16 protein-coding genes, 1 pseudogene and 1 riboswitch are annotated in these 22,334 nt (G+C 43.3%); of the genes and pseudogenes, 13 read left to right on the top strand and 4 right to left on the bottom strand.

What is annotated here, in order from left to right; genetic code table 11:
* The first annotated feature begins 127 nt into the window (after positions 1-127).
* Together AC0L6H_RS00635 and AC0L6H_RS00630 are read left to right on the top strand one after the other, a co-directional pair.
* The gene (locus AC0L6H_RS00635) at positions 128-1,405 is read left to right on the top strand and encodes an MFS transporter (protein WP_473391932.1); all 1,278 of its coding nucleotides are present in this window, start codon (positions 128-130) and stop codon (positions 1,403-1,405) included.
* Positions 1,406-1,423: 18 nt separating this feature from the next.
* Positions 1,424-2,638, top strand: a complete 1,215-nt coding sequence (locus tag AC0L6H_RS00630) for an NnrS family protein (protein WP_473391930.1) — start codon at positions 1,424-1,426, stop codon at positions 2,636-2,638.
* A 10-nt stretch (positions 2,639-2,648) separates the two neighbouring features.
* Here AC0L6H_RS00630 and moeB read toward each other — a convergent pair.
* A pseudogene (moeB, locus tag AC0L6H_RS00625) lies at positions 2,649-3,386 on the bottom strand (molybdopterin-synthase adenylyltransferase MoeB); the annotation flags it as partial.
* Positions 3,387-3,627: 241 nt separating this feature from the next.
* Between moeB and AC0L6H_RS00620 the strand changes: the two are divergent.
* From AC0L6H_RS00620 to AC0L6H_RS00595, 6 genes are all read left to right on the top strand, one after another.
* Positions 3,628-4,830 (top strand): alginate export family protein, encoded by a 1,203-nt coding sequence (locus tag AC0L6H_RS00620; RefSeq protein ID WP_473391929.1) that lies wholly within the window; start codon positions 3,628-3,630, stop codon positions 4,828-4,830.
* A 149-nt stretch (positions 4,831-4,979) separates the two neighbouring features.
* Positions 4,980-5,161, top strand: a riboswitch (molybdenum cofactor riboswitch).
* Complete coding sequence (gene moaA, locus AC0L6H_RS00615; protein ID WP_473391928.1) at positions 5,151-6,125, top strand: GTP 3',8-cyclase MoaA; 975 nt, start codon at positions 5,151-5,153, stop codon at positions 6,123-6,125. Its footprint overlaps the riboswitch before it by 11 nt.
* A 67-nt stretch (positions 6,126-6,192) precedes the next feature.
* Positions 6,193-6,795 (top strand): molybdenum cofactor guanylyltransferase, encoded by a 603-nt coding sequence (gene mobA, locus AC0L6H_RS00610; RefSeq protein WP_473391926.1) that lies wholly within the window; start codon positions 6,193-6,195, stop codon positions 6,793-6,795.
* Entirely contained in the window at positions 6,779-7,324 is a 546-nt protein-coding gene (gene moaB / locus AC0L6H_RS00605) for a molybdenum cofactor biosynthesis protein B (protein WP_473391925.1), read from the top strand. Before mobA ends, moaB begins: the two co-directional genes overlap by 17 nt.
* Positions 7,325-7,345: 21 nt before the next feature.
* A complete protein-coding gene (gene moaE, locus AC0L6H_RS00600; protein WP_473391923.1) occupies positions 7,346-8,056 on the top strand; it encodes a molybdopterin synthase catalytic subunit MoaE in 711 nt (236 codons plus the stop codon).
* 121 nt (positions 8,057-8,177) lie between these two features.
* Complete coding sequence (locus tag AC0L6H_RS00595) at positions 8,178-9,251, top strand: GGDEF domain-containing protein (protein ID WP_473391922.1); 1,074 nt, start codon at positions 8,178-8,180, stop codon at positions 9,249-9,251.
* A 202-nt stretch (positions 9,252-9,453) separates the two neighbouring features.
* Here AC0L6H_RS00595 and moeA read toward each other — a convergent pair whose 3' ends face one another.
* The gene (gene moeA / locus AC0L6H_RS00590; RefSeq protein ID WP_473391921.1) at positions 9,454-10,683 is read right to left on the bottom strand and encodes a molybdopterin molybdotransferase MoeA; all 1,230 of its coding nucleotides are present in this window, start codon (positions 10,681-10,683) and stop codon (positions 9,454-9,456) included.
* A 1-nt stretch (position 10,684) separates the two neighbouring features.
* Complete coding sequence (gene narL, locus AC0L6H_RS00585; protein ID WP_473391919.1) at positions 10,685-11,338, bottom strand: two-component system response regulator NarL; 654 nt, start codon at positions 11,336-11,338, stop codon at positions 10,685-10,687.
* 331 nt (positions 11,339-11,669) lie between these two features.
* Here narL and AC0L6H_RS00580 point away from each other — a divergent pair, with 331 nt between their 5' ends.
* Positions 11,670-13,283 carry an MFS transporter gene (locus AC0L6H_RS00580; protein WP_473391918.1) on the top strand — a complete coding sequence of 538 codons (1,614 nt, stop codon included), beginning with the start codon at positions 11,670-11,672 and terminating at the stop codon, positions 13,281-13,283.
* Positions 13,284-13,333: 50 nt separating this feature from the next.
* Here the strand turns inward: AC0L6H_RS00580 and AC0L6H_RS00575 are convergent, their stop codons facing one another.
* Positions 13,334-15,187: a histidine kinase gene (locus AC0L6H_RS00575; protein ID WP_473391917.1), complete on the bottom strand. Its 1,854-nt coding sequence runs from the start codon at positions 15,185-15,187 to the stop codon at positions 13,334-13,336.
* Positions 15,188-15,491: 304 nt separating this feature from the next.
* Between AC0L6H_RS00575 and AC0L6H_RS00570 the strand changes: the two genes are divergently transcribed.
* From AC0L6H_RS00570 to narI, 4 genes are read left to right on the top strand one after another with little or no spacing between them, the layout of a single operon-like run.
* Entirely contained in the window at positions 15,492-19,292 is a 3,801-nt protein-coding gene (locus tag AC0L6H_RS00570) for a nitrate reductase subunit alpha (protein ID WP_473391916.1), read from the top strand.
* A complete protein-coding gene (gene narH, locus AC0L6H_RS00565; protein WP_473391914.1) occupies positions 19,289-20,821 on the top strand; it encodes a nitrate reductase subunit beta in 1,533 nt (510 codons plus the stop codon). Before AC0L6H_RS00570 ends, narH begins: the two co-directional genes overlap by 4 nt.
* Complete coding sequence (gene narJ / locus AC0L6H_RS00560; protein ID WP_473391913.1) at positions 20,821-21,561, top strand: nitrate reductase molybdenum cofactor assembly chaperone; 741 nt, start codon at positions 20,821-20,823, stop codon at positions 21,559-21,561. The genes narH and narJ overlap by 1 nt, the downstream gene beginning before the upstream one ends.
* A 2-nt stretch (positions 21,562-21,563) precedes the next feature.
* A complete protein-coding gene (narI, locus tag AC0L6H_RS00555; RefSeq protein ID WP_473391911.1) occupies positions 21,564-22,247 on the top strand; it encodes a respiratory nitrate reductase subunit gamma in 684 nt (227 codons plus the stop codon).
* The last annotated feature ends 87 nt before the right edge of the window (positions 22,248-22,334 follow it).

The following is a 22,334-nucleotide window of genomic DNA, read 5'->3' as shown; positions in this document are numbered from 1 at the left end:
AGACCAACTACCACTTATTAGGTAGGCCCTCTAAGCACTAATCGATATTGTGACTAGTTGGTGTTATAGCGAAAATTTAGTGATGCCTTTATAGTAGTGCTATGTCAAGCAATGATGGCGATTCAATTTGGACACATCTCAACAACAGAACAAGTCAACAATCGCACTAATATTAGCCACAATCGTGTTTGCTATTAATTTTTCGGTGTGGACTTTGTATTCTGTTTTGGGCATTGAATTAAAATCGGTGCTGTCATTGTCAAGCACTCAGTTAGGCGTGTTGTTGTCTGCACCAATTCTCAGTGGTGCGATACTCAGAGTGCCGGTGGGTCTACTGTGCGAGAAGTATTCACCTAAATTAATATTTATCTTACAGATGTTAGTGCTCATCCCTCCGCTTTATTTTTTGTCGTCGATTACTAGTTTTACTGGCTACCTTGTGATCGGTTTTTTAATTGGTATTTCGGGCGTGTCCTTCACCATTGGTATTCGTTATTTAAGCGACTGGTTTGACTCTAGTGAACAAGGCTCGGCTATGGGGGTTTTTGGGGCTGGTAACGCAGGCGCAGCTTTAAGCCTAATATTGGTTCCTTACATAAGAGATGTGTGGGGCTGGGAGCTCATAGGTTTGTTTTACAGCCTGATGATACTTATTGCCACGATTGCTTTTTGGTTACTGGCACCTGATACACCGGTGTATTTAAAAAACAAAGAAGCGAAGTCACTTTCGTTTTATCTTAAGCCGTTTAAGCACGCTAAAGTGTGGCGATTTGGCTTGTACTATTATTTTGTTTTTGGCAGCTTTTTAGCCCTCATTTTGTGGTTGCCACAATACTATGTAAACGCTTATGAACTCGGCTTTAATCAGGCCATGATCTTAACCTTACTCTTTGTGATCAGCTCAAGTATGGCAAGAGCTGCTGGAGGTTGGTTTTCTGATAGGTTTGGTGCGCGAAGCGTGAATTGGAGTGTGTTTTGGATTTGCTTGGTGTGTTTGTTTTTCTTAAGTTATCCGCCAACCACCATGACCATACACGGCGTCAGTAAAGATGTAGAAATAGCGATTGAATTAAATGTATGGATATTTACTTTTTTACTGCTTGTCATTGGTTTGGCACAAGGTTTTGGCCGCGCCAGTGTTTACAAACTTATCAATGATTATTATCCCGAACAAATGGGCAGCGTGGGTGGTTTAGTTGCCATGTTAGGTGCGCTAGGCGGCTGCACGCTACCTATTGTTTTTGGTTTAGCGGTCGATTTTGCAGGCGTATACAGCGCTTGCTTTATGATTTTATACGGGGTGTTAGCGGTATGCATGTTGCTAATGCATTTTGCGATTAAGCGTGAACGATACATGAAAAGAGTCATGCAAGCCCAACAACATAATTTTTTGAATATGGATTAAGTATTAGAGTGTATTACCATGACTAACATTAGCGATTTAAAAGAAGAGCAAAAAAGAACACCATTGCTCAGACTAGCATTTCGACCTTTCTTTTTATTTGGTGGCATTTTTTCATTGCTAGCGATTGCTGCTTGGACCCTTTCCCTGGGTGGCCATATTAGTTTTTCACCTCTAAATGGCGCGCTTTGGTGGCATGGCCATGAAATGCTCTTTGGCTTTGTACCCGCAATTATTGCAGGTTTTTTGTTGACTGCAGTACAGACATGGACGGGCGTGCCAAGCGTAAAAGGTGTAAAACTCTTGGTCTTATTTTTGCTTTGGCTGAGCGCTCGACTACTTATTTTTATTAATCCCAATGTAAATATTGTGTTTGTAATGCTAGTTGATATTTCTTTTTTACCACTGGTTGCCTTTTTCTTAGCTCAGCCACTAATACGCGTAAAACAACATCGCAATATGATATTTTTGCCGGTGATTGCGCTTATGACAGCCGCCAACATTTTTACCTACTTGCCTTCTTTGGGGTTTGCGCCCGAGCTCAACACACGTGGCTTACATTCTATGATCCTGCTGACTACTTTATTGGTTGCAGTGCTTGGTGGTCGCGTTATTCCAATGTTTAGCGCCAATGGAACGAAAACCCAAAAGGTTTCGCCATTGCCATGGTTAGAAACCACAGCGCTTGGTAGCTTAATTTTTGTCGTTGGTTTGTTTTTAGGCGGGGTGAGTAGTTCTCAAAACGAATTATTTAGAACGATTTTAGGACTTGCTTGTTTGTTGAGTGCGGCTTTGCACCTAGTTAGAATATTGCGATGGCGTTTTTGGGTGACCTTGAGTGTGCCGCTAGTATGGGTATTGCATTTCACGATTATTTTTATGCCGCTCGGATTAATGCTGCTGTCTATCCACTTTTTGTTTGCGCTTATCACCGTTAGCACGGCGCTACATAGCCTTACTGTTGGGGTGATTGGCGGTATGATATTAGCAATGATGTCGAGAGTCTCATTAGGCCATACTGGCAGAACCTTAGCCGTTTCATGGCCTATGGTGCTTGCCTTCATATTAATTATTGTGAGTGCTTTGCTACGTAGTCTGCTGATGGCGTTTATACCCCAATCCGCAGTGTTATTGTGGATAGTGTCGGGAGCATGTTGGACGCTCGCTTTCGCATGTTTTGTTTGGGTTTATTTACCCATATTAAGTACGCCAAGGCTTGATGGCCGGCCAGGTTAGTATGAGCTAATTAAGAACAGGTTTTACAACTGCTAAGCGGTTTTACGCTGAAGTATTCCCAGCGCGATTTCATTGCATCAAATAGTTGCAAGGTGTTCACTGCTGGGCTGCCATAATCACAGAGTATTTTAATTGCTTCGTTTGCCTGACTTGCACCTACAATGCCCACTACCGGCGACATTACTCCCGATTCAACGCAACTTAAGTTTTGTTCACCAAAGAACTGGCTAATGCATTCGTAGCATGCGCTTTTTTGCTTGGGGATGACGCAAAAAACTTGGCCTTCCATGCGTATGGCAGCCCCCGACACTAAGGGTTTGCCTTGCCCATAACACACTTTATTTAATAGGTTTCTGCTAGCCAAGTTGTCACTGCAATCGAGTACTAAATCATGTTCATCTATTATCTGCGTTAGTTCGGCTTCATCGAGCCGTTTATCAACGCTATGAATATCAACGAAGTGATTTATATTGCCTAGTGTGCGCGCAGCCGAATCAACCTTTTTCTCGCCAATACTACTTTCAAAATGCAGCACTTGGCGCTGTAAATTCGTACTTTCGACCGTGTCGTCATCTACTATGGTGACTTTGCCTACGCCGCTGGCCACTATGTATTGCGACGCTGCACAACCTAAGCCACCTACACCTATAATAAGTACACTGCTATTTAGCAGAATCTCTTGCTTCTCTAAGTCAAAGCCCGACAGTAATATCTGGCGAGAATAGCGCATTGCTTGGGGCGTGCTAAGGTTTTTTTATTCTTCATATCTTTGTTTTTTTCGTTGTTTTTGTGGGGTGACAAGCTCTATAAGGCTAGGCTCATAATCTTTGTACCACTTGGGCCTTATGATAACAATGCCTCTAAGTGAGTAGAAATTTATAACTCCCTTGGTTGGTATTGGGTTAATGTTGGTATCCTGTTGTTTTATAACGAATAAATTTATTTTCAGCGCTATAATCTAGCAATCTAATTACAGCAGGGAAAATGATATGAAAACACCTATAGCACTATTTGTTCTTGGCGCACTAGGCGCAGTAACACTGGCACCCACTGCAGCTCTGGCTCAAGAAAATGGCATCAAGACTGTGCAAGATGCAATCAGCAACGGAAGTACTGACATAAGTATGCGATATCGACTCGAAAGAGTTGAACAAGACAACATTGATAAAAAAGCCAATGCCTCTACTTTGCTCACGCGCTTAAGTTATAAAAGCGCTAGCGCAGGCGGATTTTATACCGTGCTTGAGGTCGACAATATAACGGCTTTGGGCAATGAAAATTACAACAGCACCGTGAATGGTAATAGCCATTATCCCGTGGTTGCTGATCCTAGTTTAACAGAAGTAAACCAAGCTTACCTCGGCTACAAAAGTGGCGAATTGAACCTGACATTTGGTCGCCAGCGTATCAATCACAATAATCAGCGCTTCGTAGGCGGTGTTGCGTGGCGTCAAAATGAACAGACTTTTGATGCATATCGTTTGCAATACGGCTCACAAGAGGGCTTAAATATTGACTATAGCTACGTCTACAATGTAAATCGTATTTTTGGGCCTGACAGTTCAAATGGAGATTTAAAAGGCAATATCCATTTGCTAAACCTCAACTATAAAATCGACAAAGGACAAACATTAGCGGCCTATGCTTACGAGTTAGATTTTGATACTGCTCATGCAATCTCTACTCGTACTTTAGGTTTTAGTTATGACGCGACACTTGCGGGTATAAAAATTCATGGTGCATTAGCGTCTCAATCAGATGCGGGCAATAACCCGACTAGCTTTGACGCAAAATATTTTGCACTTGACCTTTCAGGCAATATAGCAAAACTCAATCTTGGACTTGGTTATGAATCGTTAGGCAGCGACAATGGAAAAGGCTTTAGCACGCCATTAGCTACTTTGCACAAGTTTCAAGGTTTTACCGATAAATTTTTGGCTACTCCTGATGCCGGCGTAAATGATCTCTACGTGAAAGCCTCTGGTAAACTAGGCAAGCTTGCCTTAACCGCGATTTATCACAAACTGTCTTCTGACGCAGGGTCTTTAGACTACGGAAATGAAGTAAACCTAGTCGCTAAATATCCGCTTGCCGACAAAGTAGGTTTGCTCGTCAAATACGCTAAATATAGTGCTGATGACTATTCAGTCGATACCAGTAAACTCTGGGGAATGCTCACCTTTACATTCTAAAACAATACGCAATTGACATAATCTCGACTGAGCGACATTGTGCGTCAGTTGAGATTTTTCGTTTGTTATTTTCAACTACTTAGCGTGTACCCCTTAGGGAGTATCTCTTCAGCGCTATTACATAAAGCTAAATTTTAGTTCACACTTGACTCATAGCAAAACTCCGAGCTTAGCTTCCTAAGGCAATGGTGCTATGGAAGATGAGCCGCAATAAGCACTATGTTAATGAATCGCGACATAGCGACTTAATTGCCGGGTCAACACGATAAATCAATTGGCCTCCCGACGAGTGTAATCTCGAAACTTGGAAAGGTGTTTACATGGAACTACAAGATAATTTTGGCCGCAGATTTAAGTATTTGCGTTTATCAATTACTGAAATATGTAATTTTAGATGTAATTATTGTTTACCTGATGGCAATAGTTGCGATACGCCCACCACAGGCATGAGCATCAAACAAATTGATACCTTGGTGCAGGCATTTGCGCGCTTAGGCACAACTAAGGTGCGCATTACGGGTGGCGAACCTGCCTTGCGCAAAGACTTAAACGATATTATTGCGCTTTGCAAGCAGACCGACGGAATCGAAACGGTAGCCATGACCACCAATGCTTTTCGTTTGAACAAAGATGCACAGCGCTATAAAGATGCTGGTTTAGATGCATTAAATGTTAGTGCTGATAGTCTTGACCCTAGAATGTTTGCTGCCATTACTGGAAAGCAAAAATTGGATGATATTTTGGCCGGCGTAGATGCCGCAATCACCGCAGGTATTAAGACAGTTAAGTTTAATACGGTTATGCTTAAGCAATTTAATTACAAAGAGCTTAATAGTTTTTTTGATTATTTGAAGCAACACCCAGTTACTTGGCGTTTTATAGAGCTTATGCAAACGGGTGATAACAAACAGTTTTTTGCACAAAATCATGTTGCCGGTGATCACATCAAAAAGCTATTGTTGGAAAAAGGCTGGGAACGTATTATTCGCAGCAAAGATGCGGGTCCTGCACAAGAGTTTACACATAGGGATTATACAGGCAACATTGGCTTGATCATGCCTTATAGCAAGGATTTTTGTGATACATGTAATCGCTTACGCGTTTCTTCACAAGGTAAGTTACATTTGTGTTTGTTCGCCGAAGAAGGGCAAGATATATTATCTTACCTTGACAGCGGCGATGTAAACGCAACAATGGAAGCGGTTATTTGCCATGTAAAGGGTAAAAAAGCAACGCATAGTCTGCAACAAGGCTTTACCGGTGCGACAAAACAGCTTGCAATGTTAGGCGGTTAGTCTGCAAGGGATGTATTATTTACGCAGTGATATTGCACCATGAGCTTGTAAAAGGAAACTGAAAATTATGCACAAGAAAACACTGGGTGTAGTACTTGCAGGAGGCCGCTCATCTCGCATGGGCGAAGATAAAGCACTCCTTTGTATTGAAGCTCAATCTATGATCGATAGAACATCAGCGCTGCTAGCTAAAACCTCTGTTGAAAAGGTGGTAGTGAGCCGTAATGATGACAAGCATAAACACTTCAGTGATATTATTCCTGATAAAGGGCCACTGTCGGGTATTCACAGTATTGCCACTCGCTTCCCTCACTACAACCTTATGGTGGTACCCGTGGACTTGCCGCTACTTACTAGTGAATGCTTGCAAACGCTTATTAGTTGTGGCCAAGAAGAGGCAAAAAACACTTGCTTTGCAAATGATAATTTACCCCTTTTCATTGTTAATAGTGCATCTTTTCGGCAAGTTTTAGACTATACCTTGCGCTTAACCAATAACTTTTCTGTAGGAGGCTTATGTTCTCACTTTTCGCTGGCGAAGCTAAATAATCCTATTCGTTCAACGATGTTTAATGCCAATACACCTCAGCAGTGGCGCTTCGCATTACAGCATTTTGATAACACAACATCATCAAACCCATGTGGAGACGTACATGAGCCATTCAAATAAAAAATTTGTTCCCTTAAATATCGCTGTTTTGACGGTATCTGACACGCGAGACCGCGCAAGTGATACGTCGGGTGAGTACTTGGCGGTAAGTGCAAGCGACCAAGGACATGTTGTTGCTCAACGCGACATCGTTATTGATGATATTTATTTAATTCGGGCAAAGGTTTCTAACTATATAGCGGATCCACAAATACAAGCGATACTCATTACTGGTGGTACAGGGTTTACCAGTCGAGATTCAACGCCCGAAGCCGTAGCGCCACTATTTGATAAAGAAGTTGAGGGCTTTGGTGAGTTATTTAGACATTTAAGTTTTCAAGAGATTGGTACATCCACAATTCAATCACGCGCCATTGCTGGCCTCGCCAACAATACCGTTATCTTTTGTGTGCCGGGTTCAACAGGCGCATGCAAAACCGCATGGCAAGGGATCATAAAACCTCAGTTAGACGGGGCGCAAGGGCCGTGTAATTTTGTTCCTCATTTAAAAATGTCTTCGCAAAGTCTTTGTGATAGTTGTGGAAATTAATAAGTAGCTTGGAGTACGCATATGATAAACATAAGATTTTTTGCAAGTATACGAGAGCAACTGGGTTTTTCTTCGATTAACTTTGAATACTCCGGTGAACAAACCGTGAGTGATCTAATGGCAAAATTGTACAAAAAAAGCGATAAGTGGCAGATACTGAAAGACCAAGATGTGTTAATTGCAGTCAATCAAACGCTGTGTGCTAAAGGTGCGCGCATTAATGATGGCGACGAAGTTGCGTTTTTCCCGCCAGTAACAGGGGGTAGTATGATTAGCGTACAAACTGAGGATTTCGATCACGCGACAGAGTACAATCGCCTGCGTGAACATGCAGAAAGTGACGGTGCGATCGTTACTTTTACTGGCTTAGTCAGAGATTTTAACAGCGATGGTTCGGTGTCTAACATATTGATTGAGCACTACCCAGGCATGACTGAAAAATCCTTGATGGATATTTGTAGTCAAGCAAGAAAACGCTGGGAATTGGGTTATGTTCGCATTATTCATAGAGTCGGCGTAATAGAATCGTCAGAACAAATTGTGTTTGTTGGCGTAACTTCAAAGCATCGAAAGAATGCTTTTGAGGCCACTGAGTTCATTATGGATTATTTAAAAACCAGCGCACCTTTATGGAAACAAGAGGGCACCGCTGCTGGCATGAAGTGGGTCAAATCAAAAGAGTCTGATGAAAAAGCGACAGAACGCTGGTTTACAAAGAATCAAGCAGGTTAGGTTTGTTAGTGGGTTGATTGTTAAATAAGCATTTGCCTCTTTTTATCAATTCGATTACATTTAAATACGAATCATCCTTAATTTAATAGGGGCTTGGTATTTCGCAGTTAAGTAGTGTCCAATGTTAGCCTTTTGGTATGACGCATTTCCTCAATATCCTAAAAGCCATATAGAATTTTGGCGCGTCCGCCTTATTTGTCATATGACCCTCATTATGACAGTTTTCTTTACTGTTATTGCCGCTCTAAACTTTTTCGTATTCCAAGATTTATTCCTTACTACAATCGATGTTGTTGGTGCTGTACTGGTGGTGAGTATTCACTTCTGGTTTCGAACAACGGGTAACGTTAACCTTGCTGCTTGGTTAATAACAGTGATGCTAAGCACCTTGATAATGTTTTTTATCTATTCTGTTGACGGCATGGCAAATTCATTTATTTGGGCAACACTCACGCCGCCTATTGCATTTTTCTTATTGGGCAAACGCTGGGGTAGTATCATCACCGCGCTTATGTTTCTTTTTTGTTGTTTCATTGCCTACGAGCAATATCATAACCAGCTAGTGGCGACCTATAGTTTTGGTTCGGTGCTTAACATGGTAGAAGTCAGTCTAGCTCATATTCTATTGTTCAGATTTTATGAGAGCACACGGTCCGATGCCTACGAAGAATTGAGTATTAGCCATCAAAAGACACAAATGTTAGCCGAGACCGATAAATTAACAGGCTTGTATAACAGGACAAAACTAGATTTCAGTCTTACTCGAATGCTAAAAGATGCCAAAACCCACAATCGACCTTTTACCCTACTCATTGTTGATGTGGACCACTTCAAACTGATTAATGATGAGCTTGGGCATTTAATGGGTGATGAGATACTGAAGAGGATCGCTACTTACTTAAAGTCCCATATTCAACAACACGATGTTGTTGCAAGATGGGGCGGTGAAGAATTTGTTATTATTATGTCTGAACCTGACTCTGCAAAGGCGCTAACATTCGCACAAAATGTGTGTGAGCTTTTTAGCCGTGAGCGTTTTCAAAATCGACAAATTACAATCAGTATCGGCCTCACTACATGGGCAAGTTTTGATACCGCAGATACCTTGCTAAGAAGAGCAGACGACGCCCTATATCAAGCCAAAGCTGAAGGGCGCAACCGAGCGATAAGCATCCTAGCAGATAAACCCACTTAGCGCTGTCGCCCGTCCGTCATTGACGCCCCCCGCCCGTCATTGTTGCCCCCCGCCCGTCATTGTTGCCCCCCGCCCGTCATTTCAGCGAAGGCTGAAATCTCCTAAAAGCATCCTCTATTTATGGGACGAAAGAGGTAGTATCAAGCAGATTCCTGCCTTCGCAGGAAAGACGATGCGCTTCGCAGGAAAGACGATACGTTTATTAGGCGATGGTGTTGGCAAAAGGCAATATGTTGACCTTTTCTCCACTTTCGACCTTGCCTCTGGGGTTTTCAAGCACCGCGTAGCAATTAGACTGTCTAAAGCAAGAAAGCACCCCCGAGCTTTGTGAGCCAGTGCTCTCTACGCATAATTCACCGTGTTCGTTAACAAAGTAATGGGCTCGTTGATAGTCTGTTCTGCCGGGGCGCTTTTTAAATGTGCTGTTAGCGGTTGCGGGAAGTAGCGTGGTTTTTGAGCTTGTACAACCGGCTAGATAGGCTAGCGCGGGCACTGCTATTTGATCAAAGGTGACCGCGGCTGACACGGGATTGCCCGGTAAGCCAAAGAATATACTGTCGCTTAGGCGACCGAACGCAAGAGGTTTACCGGGTTTGATGGCCAGTTTCCAAAAGTCGATAGTGCCATATTCGTCTAGAATTTCGCGCGTATAATCGGCTTCACCTACCGAAACACCGCCGCTGGTAATTACGCAATCAGCCACTTCATTGGCTTGCTCAAAAGCGCGGCGAATTTTATCTTTGCTATCGGCAATAATACCCATATCAAACACATCTGCGCCGAGTCTAGATAGCATCGCCACAAGCATTGGTCTGTTGGTATCAAATATTCGGTCACTACGGGCTTGGCTACCTACAGCAAGGAGTTCGTCACCAGTTGAAAATACGGCTACTTTTAAGCGGCGAATCACCGGGACATCAGCAAAGCCTAAAGAGGCCAGCAGACCAACATCGATAGGACTAATACGCGCGCCAGCTTGAAGAACAACGCTACCGCTTTTAATATCGTCACCAGCGGGGCGAATAGCATCTCCCTTTGTGGCTTTATGAATAGTAATGATATTGTCATCTGCGCTTGTATTTTCTTGCATGACAACGGTATTTGCACCTTCGGGAATTTCAGCTCCGGTCATTATGCGTACGCACTGTCCTTTTTTTATTTCGCCTTTAAACGCGTTTCCGGCAAAGCTTTTGCCAATTTGAGTAAGCTTATTTGATTCTTCATAATCGTCGAAATTAAACGCATATCCGTCCATAGCCGAATTGTCGTAGGCAGGTACATTTATGGGCGAAACAATATCCTTGGCAATGACCCTATCTAGGGCCTCACTTAGTGCACAGTTTTGTATTTCACAAATAGGTGTTATTGATGCCATTATCAGTTGCATGGCTTGTTCGATGGGCATTAAGCCAGGCGTATCACAACATCCCATATTATGCTCCGTTTTGATGATTAACCATCCACACTGCCGCTTCAACGCGTGAGCGTAGGTTTAGTTTTTTAAGAAAATGTTTTACATGGACTTTGACTGTACCATCGGAAATATCGAGTTCACGAGCGATTAATTTATTGCTCATGCCTTTGGCAATGAGCTTGAGAATTTCAAGTTCTCGGCTGGTTAGACTAGCCAAAGCTCTGCTGCCTGCGCGTTCAGGTTTTCTTAAAGCGGTGGCTAATATTTCGGTTAGTTTGGCGCTCATTACCATTTTTCCTAGCGCAGCTTCACGAAGTTTCTCGATAATGTCTTCAGGGTCCATATCTTTTAGCAAGTAGCCATCAGCGCCAGAGCGGATAGCTTCAACAACATCCTCGTCGTTGTCCGAAACGGTAAGCATGATAATGCGAGCATCAATACCTTTATCACGCATATTCTTTAAGGTTTCTAGCCCATCCATACCTTGCATATTCAAGTCAAGAGTGATCAGATCGGGTTCGAGTTTTAATGCAAGTTCAATACCCTCTGCGCCTGAACTCGCTTCTCCAACGACAGTTAAATCATCTTCGTACGCCAGCAATTGATTCAAGCCTTTTCTTAGCAAAGGATGATCATCTACCATCATAATGGTAGCCGCTTGGTCTTTAAACATCAGAAATTCTCCATTAGTACTGTTAGAAGCCTAGTTAATGCTTCTCACTCTATAAATCTTACTATACAGCATGAGCTTGCAGAAAAATAAGTTACTTAGGGGTAAGCAAATTACCTCTTTAGGAGTAGTTGCTGTAAAGGTTAATAAACCGCTATTCGTATAGTGTACACGGATATATGTATATATAAAGTAGAGTAAATTTGCGTATTTTTGTTGCCAACAGGTGCCTACAATGTTTTTACTTTATACCCACTGATGCAGATTGTTAGCGTTTCGTTTCTAGCCCATAGTGACTCCAGTGTAGACAAATTACAATAATTGGAGAAGGCATATGTCTGACTTACATAAGTGGGACCCCGAGGACAAAAACTTTTGGGATAAAGAAGGCAAAAAAATAGCCAATCGGAATTTATGGATTTCGATTCCTAGTTTGCTTGCCGGTTTCGCGGTTTGGTTATATTGGGGAATTATTACGGTTCAAATGCTTAATTTGGGCTTCCCATTTGAAAAAGCGGAATTGTTTACCTTAATGGCTATTTCGGGTCTAACAGGTGCAACGCTGCGTATACCGAGTAGTTTCTTTATTCGCTTGTGTGGCGGAAGAAATACGATATTCTTTACCACAGCGCTTCTTATGATACCTGCTGTTGGTGCGGGCTTTGCCTTGCAAAACCCCGAAACCCCCTTATGGCAATTCCAGTTGCTAGCGCTTCTTTCAGGTTTTGGCGGCGGTAATTTCGCGTCATCTATGTCAAACATAAGCTTCTTTTTTCCTAAAAAGCAACAAGGCTTGGCTTTAGGCTTGAATGCTGGGCTTGGTAATTTTGGCGTCACCACGATGCAAATTGTAGTGCCATTGTTTATGACTTTTGCTGCTTTTGGTGTGCTAAGTGGAGATCCGATGGTGCTGGTAAATGCCTCGGGTACTTTGATTGGCAAAATTCCAGCAGGGACCGAAAGCTATATTCCAAACGCAGGCTTTGTTTGGTTGATTTTATTGGTGCCGCTTTTCTTCCTCACTTGGTTTGGTATGAACAATATTCGAACGCCAGAAGTATCGCCTAATATTGGCAATCCATTGACTTCTTTTGCACTTATTACCGTGATGTTATTTATTGGTTTAATTATCGCAGCTTTTGGTTTGTGGCTGATGTTGCCCGAATCTGCAAATGGCTCAGGTTTTGGCGTACCGAAAGAAGTTGTGCTCGTGTTAGTGGTAGTTGCTACCGTTGTGATACTGAAGATGTTGCCAGGCGCAATAGGCACTAGCCTTTCTCGCCAATATCAAATTTTCAACAACAAACACACTTGGGCGATGAGTATCATCTACACCATGACTTTTGGTTCATTCATTGGGTTTGCGGCGTCCTTTCCACTGGCGATAAAGGTGATTTTTGGCTATAGCCATATCATGGTTGATGGCACCATGACCCATAATACAATAAACGAGAACGGCCCAAGTGCGCTTATGTATGCGTGGATGGGGCCTTTTATTGGCGCACTAATTAGACCTGTTGGTGGTTGGTTGGCCGACAAGCTAGGCGGCGCTTTTGTTACGCAAATATGCTCCTTTGTAATGATTGCAAGTGCCCTTGGTGTTGCTTATTACATGAAACAAGCATATCAATCGGCAACACCTGAAGAGTACTTCATCGCCTTCTTTGTCTTATTCTTGTTATTGTTTGCGGCGACTGGCATTGGCAATGGCTCGACCTTTAGAACAGTTGCTATGGTGTTTCCTAAAGAGCAAGCGGGTCCTGTATTAGGTTGGACATCAGCGGTAGCAGCCTATGGCGCGTTTTACATCCCTAAGGTATTGGGTGAGCAAATTAAAGCAACCACACCTGAAGTTGCACTTATCGGATTTGCAGTATTCTACGGAGTGTGTGTATTTATCAACTATTGGTTCTACCTTCGTAAAGACGGTGAGTTTTATAATCCCTAAGCTTGCAAAAGCAATAGTAAGAAAGCACCTGAAACAGGTGCTTTTCTCTATTATGCCCGCTGCATTTTCAAATCAATTTGCTTGGCGTATTCAGGCACAAAACGAAAAATGACTTGGGTTCCACCACTTTCTATTTGCGTAATTGCGAGCGTACCGTGCAAATTACGACTTCTTTCTTTCATAATTGCCAAGCCATAGTGATTTAATTTACTCGGATCGGTTGGAATGCCAACGCCGTTATCTTTTATCGATAAACTTACTTCAGAGCGATTGTTACTGGTAAGCTCAATAGAAATCTGACTACCTTGAGAATGGTAAAATGCATTTTGTGTTGCCTCACGTGCAATTTGTAGCAAGTGAATCTCTTCCTGAGGAGAAAAAGGGATATTTGACACATCATAATGCAAACTAAATTCAAAGGCCTCTGAACGAGTTTTAAGTTGCGATATGGTTTGTTCTAGCGCCGCTTTGATACCACGACCATCTAACTTCAATCTGAAGGTGGTAAGTAATTCTCTTAACTCACTATAAGCAGCACTTAGGCCACCCTTTAATTCTGCAATAACTTGGTCTATTTGTTCTTGTGCGTCTTGTTGCTGTTGCAGCCTTTGTAAGCGGGTAACTTGTATGCGTAAATACGACAAAGCTTGGGCCAATGAATCATGCAGTTCACGGGCAATAACGGTTCTTTCATTCATCAGCGCCATACGCCGGCCTTGCTCGTGTTTATGCTTCATACTTAGGCCGTTAGATATTTGTTCTGCCACCGATTCAAATAATTGATGCTGCCAATCAGCAAGTTGCGAACCTTGCTGCGGGTTGACACTAAATACGCCATAATTTTCGTCACCCTGAGTCAACTGGTAGCGAATTTTATTTTTACTGCTAGGAAAAATATCATTGTGCTCGGTACAGTCGCCACATTGATGTTTAATACACTTTTCGGGCAAGTCTTTGTTTGAACTTACCAAGTGCTCATACGGGCCACTACCTTGTGCTGTCATAATACACAGGTCGAGGTCTGCAATGCCCGTAATGGTAGCGAGTTGTTTTAGCAAAGGCTGAAAATCGACGGAGTTTGGGTCTACATTGTTTAGTTTGCGTGACATCTTATAAAGCAAATCAAGTGATTCGTTAGACCGCGATAGTTTAAGGGTTTTGCGTTTCACTTGGCCTTCTAGTTGGCTTTGCGAGCGATATATAGAATCACTCATTTTATTTAGCGTTTTTGCGAGAAGCGCTAGCTCACCCTTACCGCTCTCATCTGCACGTGCAGTAAAATCCCCCCGGCCAATTTGCTTGGCTACTTGGGTAAGTTGCGATAAAGGCTTTTCTATGTGTCTATTAACAATCAGCATTGCAAATGCAATGAGTAGCAAGGTGCCAAATAGCGCAACGCTTTGAATTAGTCGTATGGTCGCGATATTAGATTCGGCGTGGCGCTGATAACTGGCTACTAATGTGTCTATGCTATCAACAAATACTTGTACGGATTGGTTGAGTTTGTATGCGTCAAAACGTTCTTCTTGGGTAAGTAGAAAGTATGGTTTGATATCTTCAAACCACTGTCTTGTAATTTGCCTTAGCAATTCGTCGGCATTATCGGTTTCAATCAGCGTTTGTTTATTGATAAGTACGCCGGTAGTAAGTTTTTTTTCAAAGTCCGCTAGGAAACGTTCAAATTCTTGCTGCTGCTGTGGAGACTTATCGGATATTTGAGCGTAACTGGCTAAGCGATAGCTTTGCATTCTAAGCGAGCCTGCTACATTTACCGAGGCCGCATCGGTTTGGGCCCCGTCACTTATAAACACCGAACTAAACATGCTGGCAATTGCCAAGAAGCTAATTAAGAACATTAGCCCTGCAATTTTAAAGACCGTTGAATGAATGAAGTTAGTTATCATTACTTGCACCATAGTGCTATTTTCTGAGATTTATACAGATATGCCTGACTCTAAGGTGATACCTACAAAGAATAATAGCTTTCGTTTTACGACAATTATTTACTGAACACCAGTCTATACACCTTTAAACCAAAGGAAAAGCCAAAATTTGGACCTACCTATTAGGTGGTAGCCACTGTTTTTAATCGACTTTTTGCCCTCTTGTTTACTCTCCTAATATCGCCTTTAATCAGCTTATAGCTTGAATTTGCAACAATTTACTCATTAAAACATTGTTGCATTCTTATTAACCAAGGAGTCTGGCATGAGTCACTTTTTAGACAGATTGCAGTTTTTTAAACGCAAAGAAGAATCATTTTCGGATGGTCACGGTGTAACGACCGAAGAAAATAGAGATTGGGAAGATGGTTACCGTCGCCGGTGGCAGCACGACAAAATTGTGCGTTCAACCCATGGCGTAAATTGCACAGGTTCGTGCAGTTGGAAGATTTATGTAAAAGATGGATTAGTCACCTGGGAAACCCAGCAAACTGATTACCCACGCACGCGCCCAGATCTCCCAAATCATGAGCCAAGAGGCTGTCCTCGTGGCGCTAGCTATTCTTGGTATATCTACAGCGCTAACCGTCTAAAGCATCCTAAAATTCGCAAACGCTTAGTCAAGCTTTGGCGTGCGGCTAAAATGCAACATAAAGACCCGGTTCTTGCCTGGGAATCGATAGTTGAAGACCCAGCTAAGGCCAAAGAGTACAAACAGCAGCGTGGTTTAGGCGGCTTTGTTCGCGCTAACTGGAAGGAAGTTAACGAGATTATTGCTGCGGCAAACGTATATACGGCAAAAACCTATGGGCCAGATCGTATCACTGGCTTTAGTCCTATTCCGGCTATGTCGATGGTAAGCTACGCTGCAGGCGCTCGGTATTTGTCCCTAATTGGTGGTAATTGTCTAAGCTTTTACGATTGGTATTGTGACTTACCTCCCGCATCTCCGCAGGTATGGGGTGAACAAACTGACGTACCAGAATCAGCTGATTGGTATAACTCAAACTATATTATTTGCTGGGGCTCTAATGTTCCGCAAACAAGAACGCCAGATGCTCACTTTTTAACTGAAGTTCGTTACAAGGGCACCAAAGTCATTGGTATTACGCCAGACTATTCTGAAGTTGCCAAACTAACGGACCAATGGCTTGCGCCTAAGCAAGGCACCGATGCTGCGCTAGCGATGGCATTTGGTCATGTCATTCTCAAAGAGTTTCATCTTGAGAACCCATCTGAATATTTCACTGATTATGTGAAGCGCTATACTGACTTCCCCAACTTGGTTCTACTAGACAAAGCCCCCGATGGTAGTTTGTATCAAGGACGTTTTTTGCGTGCTTCTGACCTACAAGAAAATCTTGGCCAAGACAATAACCCAGAATGGAAAACCATCGCGATTGATGATCCAAACGGGCAACTTGTTTCACCCACCGGTTCAGTTGGTTATCGCTGGGGTGAAAAAGGCAAGTGGAATATTACCCAAACTAACGGTAAAACAGGCGATAAACTAGACTTACGTTTGAGCTTAAAAGCAGAACACGATGAACTCGTTGATGTTAGCTTCCCCTATTTTGGTGGCGCTGAACACGAATTTGGCTACTTCCAAAATACTGAACACGATGATGTATTGCCACGCAAAGTGCCGGCTAAGAAAATTACCCTAGCCGACGGCAGCACTGCTTACGTTTGTACCGTCTTTGACTTAACCATTGCTAACTACGGTGTTGACAACGGGTATGATGATCCAAACGTTGCTTCTAGCTACGATCAAGACATCCCTTATACGCCAGCATGGCAAGAACAAATAACTGGTGTGAAACGCGATGATGTGGTCAAGATTGCACGCGAATTCGCCGACAACGCAAACAAAACCCGCGGCCGTTCAATGATTATTGTTGGTGCCGGTATGAACCACTGGTATCACATGGACATGAATTATCGTGGCCTTATCAATATGTTGATGATGTGTGGTTGCGTTGGGCAAAGCGGCGGCGGTTGGGCGCATTATGTTGGACAAGAAAAATTGCGTCCGCAAACTGGTTGGCAGCCATTAGCCTTTGGCCTAGATTGGCAGCGCCCGCCTCGTCATATGAACGGCACTTCATTTTTCTACAACCACTCTAGCCAGTGGCGCTATGAAAAATTAGAAATGACAGAAGTGATATCTCCTTTAGCTGATCCGAACAAATGGTCGGGTTCGATTATTGACTTTAACACCCGCGCAGAACGTATGGGTTGGTTACCTTCAGCTCCTGCATTTAGCGTAAATCCGCTACAACTTTGTAGAGATGCTGAAGCGGCGGGGCAAAGTCCAAAAGATTATGCGGTCGAGAAGCTCACATCAGGAGACCTAAACTTTGCTTGTTTAGAGCCTGAAAATCCACAAAACTTCCCTCGCAATATGTTTATTTGGCGCTCCAATTTACTTGGTTCATCTGGTAAGGGGCACGAATACATGCTTCGTCACTTGCTAGGCACCAAGCATGGCTTACTGGGTAAAGATCTTGGAGAGCAGGGCGGTAAAATGCCTGAAGATGTTAAGTGGGTTGACGACGCCGCCGAAGGCAAAGTCGATTTACTCGTCACCCTCGATTTTAGAATGTCAACGACCTGTTTGTATTCTGACATCGTGTTACCTACAGCAACATGGTATGAAAAAGACGATTTGAATACTTCGGATATGCATCCTTTTATTCACCCTTTAAGTGCCGCTGTAGACCCAGTTTGGGAATCGCGTTCTGACTGGGAAATTTTTGCTGGGATAGCTAAAGCATTCTCGAAAATGACGGAGGGTCATTTAGGCATTGAAAAAGATTTAGTGACCGTGCCTATTTTACATGACACACCTGCCGAAATTGCCCAGCCCTTTGGTGTAAAAGCATGGTGGAAAGGAGAGTGCGACCTCATACCAGGACAAACCGCGCCAAATATGGTGGAAGTGATTCGTGACTATCCAAATACCTATGCTCGCTTTTCATCCATAGGACCACTCCTTGAGAAATTAGGAAATGGCGGTAAAGGCATCAGTTGGAATACTGACAAAGAAGTGGCCTTTTTAGGTGAACTTAACCGCAAACATGTGAAAGAAGGTGCTAACCAAGGCAGACCTAAGCTTGAATCGGCTATTGATGCATGTGAGATGATTTTATCACTTGCGCCTGAAACCAATGGTCAAGTGGCTGTAAAAGCATGGGCGGCGTTGGGTGAGTTTACCGGTTTAGACCATACTCATTTAGCAAAACCCAAAGAAGAGGAAAAAATACGCTTTAGAGATGTGCAGGCGCAGCCACGAAAAATCATCAGCTCACCAACTTGGTCGGGACTTGAAGATGAGCATGTGTCCTACAATGCAGGCTATACCAACGTCCACGAAATGATTCCTTGGAGAACCGTGACCGGGCGTCAACAGTTTTATCAAGATCACGAATGGATGCGCGACTTTGGCGAAACCATGTGTGTGTATAAACCACCGATTAACTTAAAAACGGTTCAGCCCATTATGAACAAAGAACCTAATGGGAATAAAGAGATTGCCCTTAACTTTTTAACACCACACCAAAAATGGGGTATTCACAGCACGTATTCTGACAACCTATTAATGCTAACGCTTTCGCGCGGTGGTCCGGTGGTATGGATGTCGGAAGTAGACGCTGAGCGAGCAGGTATTGAAGATAATGATTGGATAGAAGTATTCAATGTCAATGGTGCTATTGCAGCGCGTGCCATTGTCTCGCAACGTGTCCCAGAAGGGGTAAGCATGATGTATCACGCTCAAGAGCGCATCGTCAATGTACCGGGTTCGCAAATGACCAAAACACGTGGCGGCATACATAATTCAGTGACTCGCTGCGTAATGAAGCCAACCCACATGATAGGCGGTTATGCGCAGCAATCGTACGGGTTTAACTACTACGGCACAGTAGGCTGTAACCGCGATGAATTTGTGGTGGTACGCAAAATGGCGAAAGTCGACTGGCTTGATGACGATAGTGTTGATCAAAGCAATGAAGAATTTAACAGCTCACTCAATGAGAGTAAAAATACCGCGGGGAGTCAATCATGAAAGTAAGAGCGCAAATAGGCATGGTGCTAAACCTCGATAAATGTATCGGTTGCCACACATGTTCAGTGACCTGCAAAAATGTATGGACCTCTCGTGAGGGGGTTGAATACGCGTGGTTCAATAACGTAGAAACAAAACCTGGTATTGGTTATCCAAAAGAATGGGAAAATCAAGAAAAGTGGAATGGTGGATGGAAGCGTCATCAAAACGGCAAATTAACCCCAAAACAAGGTGGCAAGTTGCGTATTTTGGCGAATATTTTTGCCAACCCAGACCTGCCTGGTATTGATGATTACTATGAGCCCTTTGATTTTGACTACCAGCATTTACACAAAGCCGGTGAAAGTAAGCATCAACCCGTCGCCAGACCACGTTCACTCATAACGGGTCAACGTATGGAAAAAATCGAATGGGGTCCAAACTGGGAGGAAATCTTGGGTACGGAGTTTTCTAAACGCCGTAAAGATGCCAATTTCAACCAAATGCAAGCGGATATGTACGGAGAGTTTGAGAAAACCTTCATGATGTATTTACCACGGTTGTGCGAACACTGTATTAATCCAGCGTGCGTGGCCTCGTGTCCTTCAGGCGCAATTTATAAGCGTGAAGAAGACGGTATTGTGTTGATTGACCAAGACAAATGCCGGGGCTGGAGAATGTGCGTAAGTGGTTGCCCTTACAAAAAGATTTACTACAACTGGAAAACAGGCAAGTCAGAAAAATGTATCTTCTGTTATCCGCGTATTGAAGCGGGTCAACCAACAGTATGCTCTGAAACCTGCGTTGGACGCATTCGCTATTTAGGCGTTATGTTTTACGATGCTGATCGCATTGAAGAAGCGGCATCCGTTGCAAATGATAAAGATTTATATCAAGCACAGTGCGATATCTTTTTAGACCCCTTTGACGAAAAAGTCCAAGAAGCGGCTCGCAAAGAAGGTATTCCTGATGCGTGGATTAAATCTGCGCAGCAGTCACCGGTGTATAAAATGGTCATGGATTGGCAGGTAGCCTTGCCGCTGCATCCTGAATATAGAACCTTGCCAATGGTCTGGTATGTGCCGCCTTTGAGCCCGATTCAAACCGCAGTTGAAGCTAATAAAGTACCTATGCACGGCGTATTTCCTGATTTGAAATCATTACGTATTCCAATGAAGTATCTTGCCAATATGCTTACCGCAGGTGACGAAGCCCCTGTTGAACGCGCGCTTGAACGCATGATGGCGATGCGCATATTCAAACGTTCACAGCAAGTTGAAGGCATAGAGAATCTTGAAGCGTTAGAGCAAGCAGGTTTAAGTGTTGAGCAAGTAGAAGAAATGTACCGCTATATGGCGCTAGCAAACTACGAAGACCGATTCGTTATTCCAACAAGCCATACCGCTTACGCAGAAGATGCTTATGACATGAAATCAGGTTGTGGTTTCACCTTTGGCAATGGCTGTAGCGGCGGTGATAGTGACGCCGATTTATTTGGCAGCAAAAAGCAAGTGGTTCGCCAAATCATTCCAGTTGAGGTACAAGACTAATGAAAATACTAAGCCTTATATCGCGCCTTATAGATTATCCCAGTGAGGAGCTTTACCAGCATGGTGAAGACGTTGCTGACTATATCCGCGCGAACGAACATTTAAGCGAGACAGATAAAAGTGCTTTGATGGACTTTGTTGAGCAGCGCTTTGGCGATAGTTTGCTTGATTGGCAGTCAGACTACGATGGTTTATTTGAGCGCGGGCGTTCACTTTCATTGCTGATTTATGAACACATTCATGGTGAGTCGCGTGACCGCGGCCAAGCCATGGTCGACTTACTTAAGCAGTACAAAGCAGCAGGACTTGATATTGGGGTAAGAGAATTACCTGACTATATCCCGCTTTTCTTAGAGTTTGTAAGTACCCAAGGTGATGAGAACGCCAAAGGTTGGCTGCAAGACATCGCACCTATTTTGGCCTTGTTAACAGTTAGGTTAGAGAAGCGCCAGTGCAACTACAGCGCCTTGTTTCAGGCCTTGGTGACCTTAAGTGAAATGGACATCGATTTGGACGCGCTGCGCGAGCAAGTCAAAGATGAAAAACGCGACGACACCAAAAAAGCCCTCGACAAAGTATGGGAAGAAGAAGCTGTGACCTTTGGTGGTGATGCCATTAACGGCGGCTGTCCAAGCAGTGATACAGGCAAGCCATCTGAATCTCAACGTCGAGACCAAGATGTGCCCATTCAATTTATAGATGCAGCCAACAAGCTGAACAACGAAAGTGCAAGGAGCTAGTTATGGACTTCTTAAATACATTATTTTTTGGCATTTATCCTTATGTCGCCACCGGCGTTTTCGTACTGGGTAGTTTAGTCAGATATGACCGTGAGCAATACTCATGGAAAACGGGCTCAAGCCAAATGCTGAGCAGTAAAAACTTTAGAATCGCCAGTATTTTATTTCATGTTGGCATCATTATGATCCTGTTGGGTCACTTTGCTGGTTTGGTGCTACCTTGGGAAATATGGCATGCGCTGGGCATTACCATGGCTGTTAAGCAAGTGATTGCTATGGGCGTTGGTGGTTTCTTTGGCGTGTTGTGTTTTATAGGCTTAACAATGCTTGTACGCAGACGTTTATTCGACCCAAGAATTAAGGCGAATAGTAGCCTAATGGATACTGGGATTTTGTTGCTTATTTACCTTCAACTAATCATTGGTATGGGCACTATCTTTATCTCCTCAGGCCATATGGATGGGTCGGTAATGTACAACTTGATGAGCTGGTCACGTTATATTTTGACTTTTCGTCCAACCGAAGCTGTCGAATATATATCTAGCGTTCATTGGTTGTACAAAATGCATGTAACCCTAGGCATTACCTTATTTGTATTGTTTCCCTTTAGTCGCTTGGTTCATATTTGGAGCGTACCAGTACAATATGTGCGCAGAAGCTACCAAGTTGTGCGTCATAAAGGTTAGGGCCTTACGTACACATTAAAAGACATAGTTTACTTGCACGGCAGGGAAGCCGCATTTACATCTTAGCTAATTTAGAATAGGAATTAT

The sequence above is a fragment of the Glaciecola sp. G7-5 genome (genome assembly GCF_055808975.1).
This window is presented reverse-complemented; position numbering and strand designations above follow the sequence as displayed.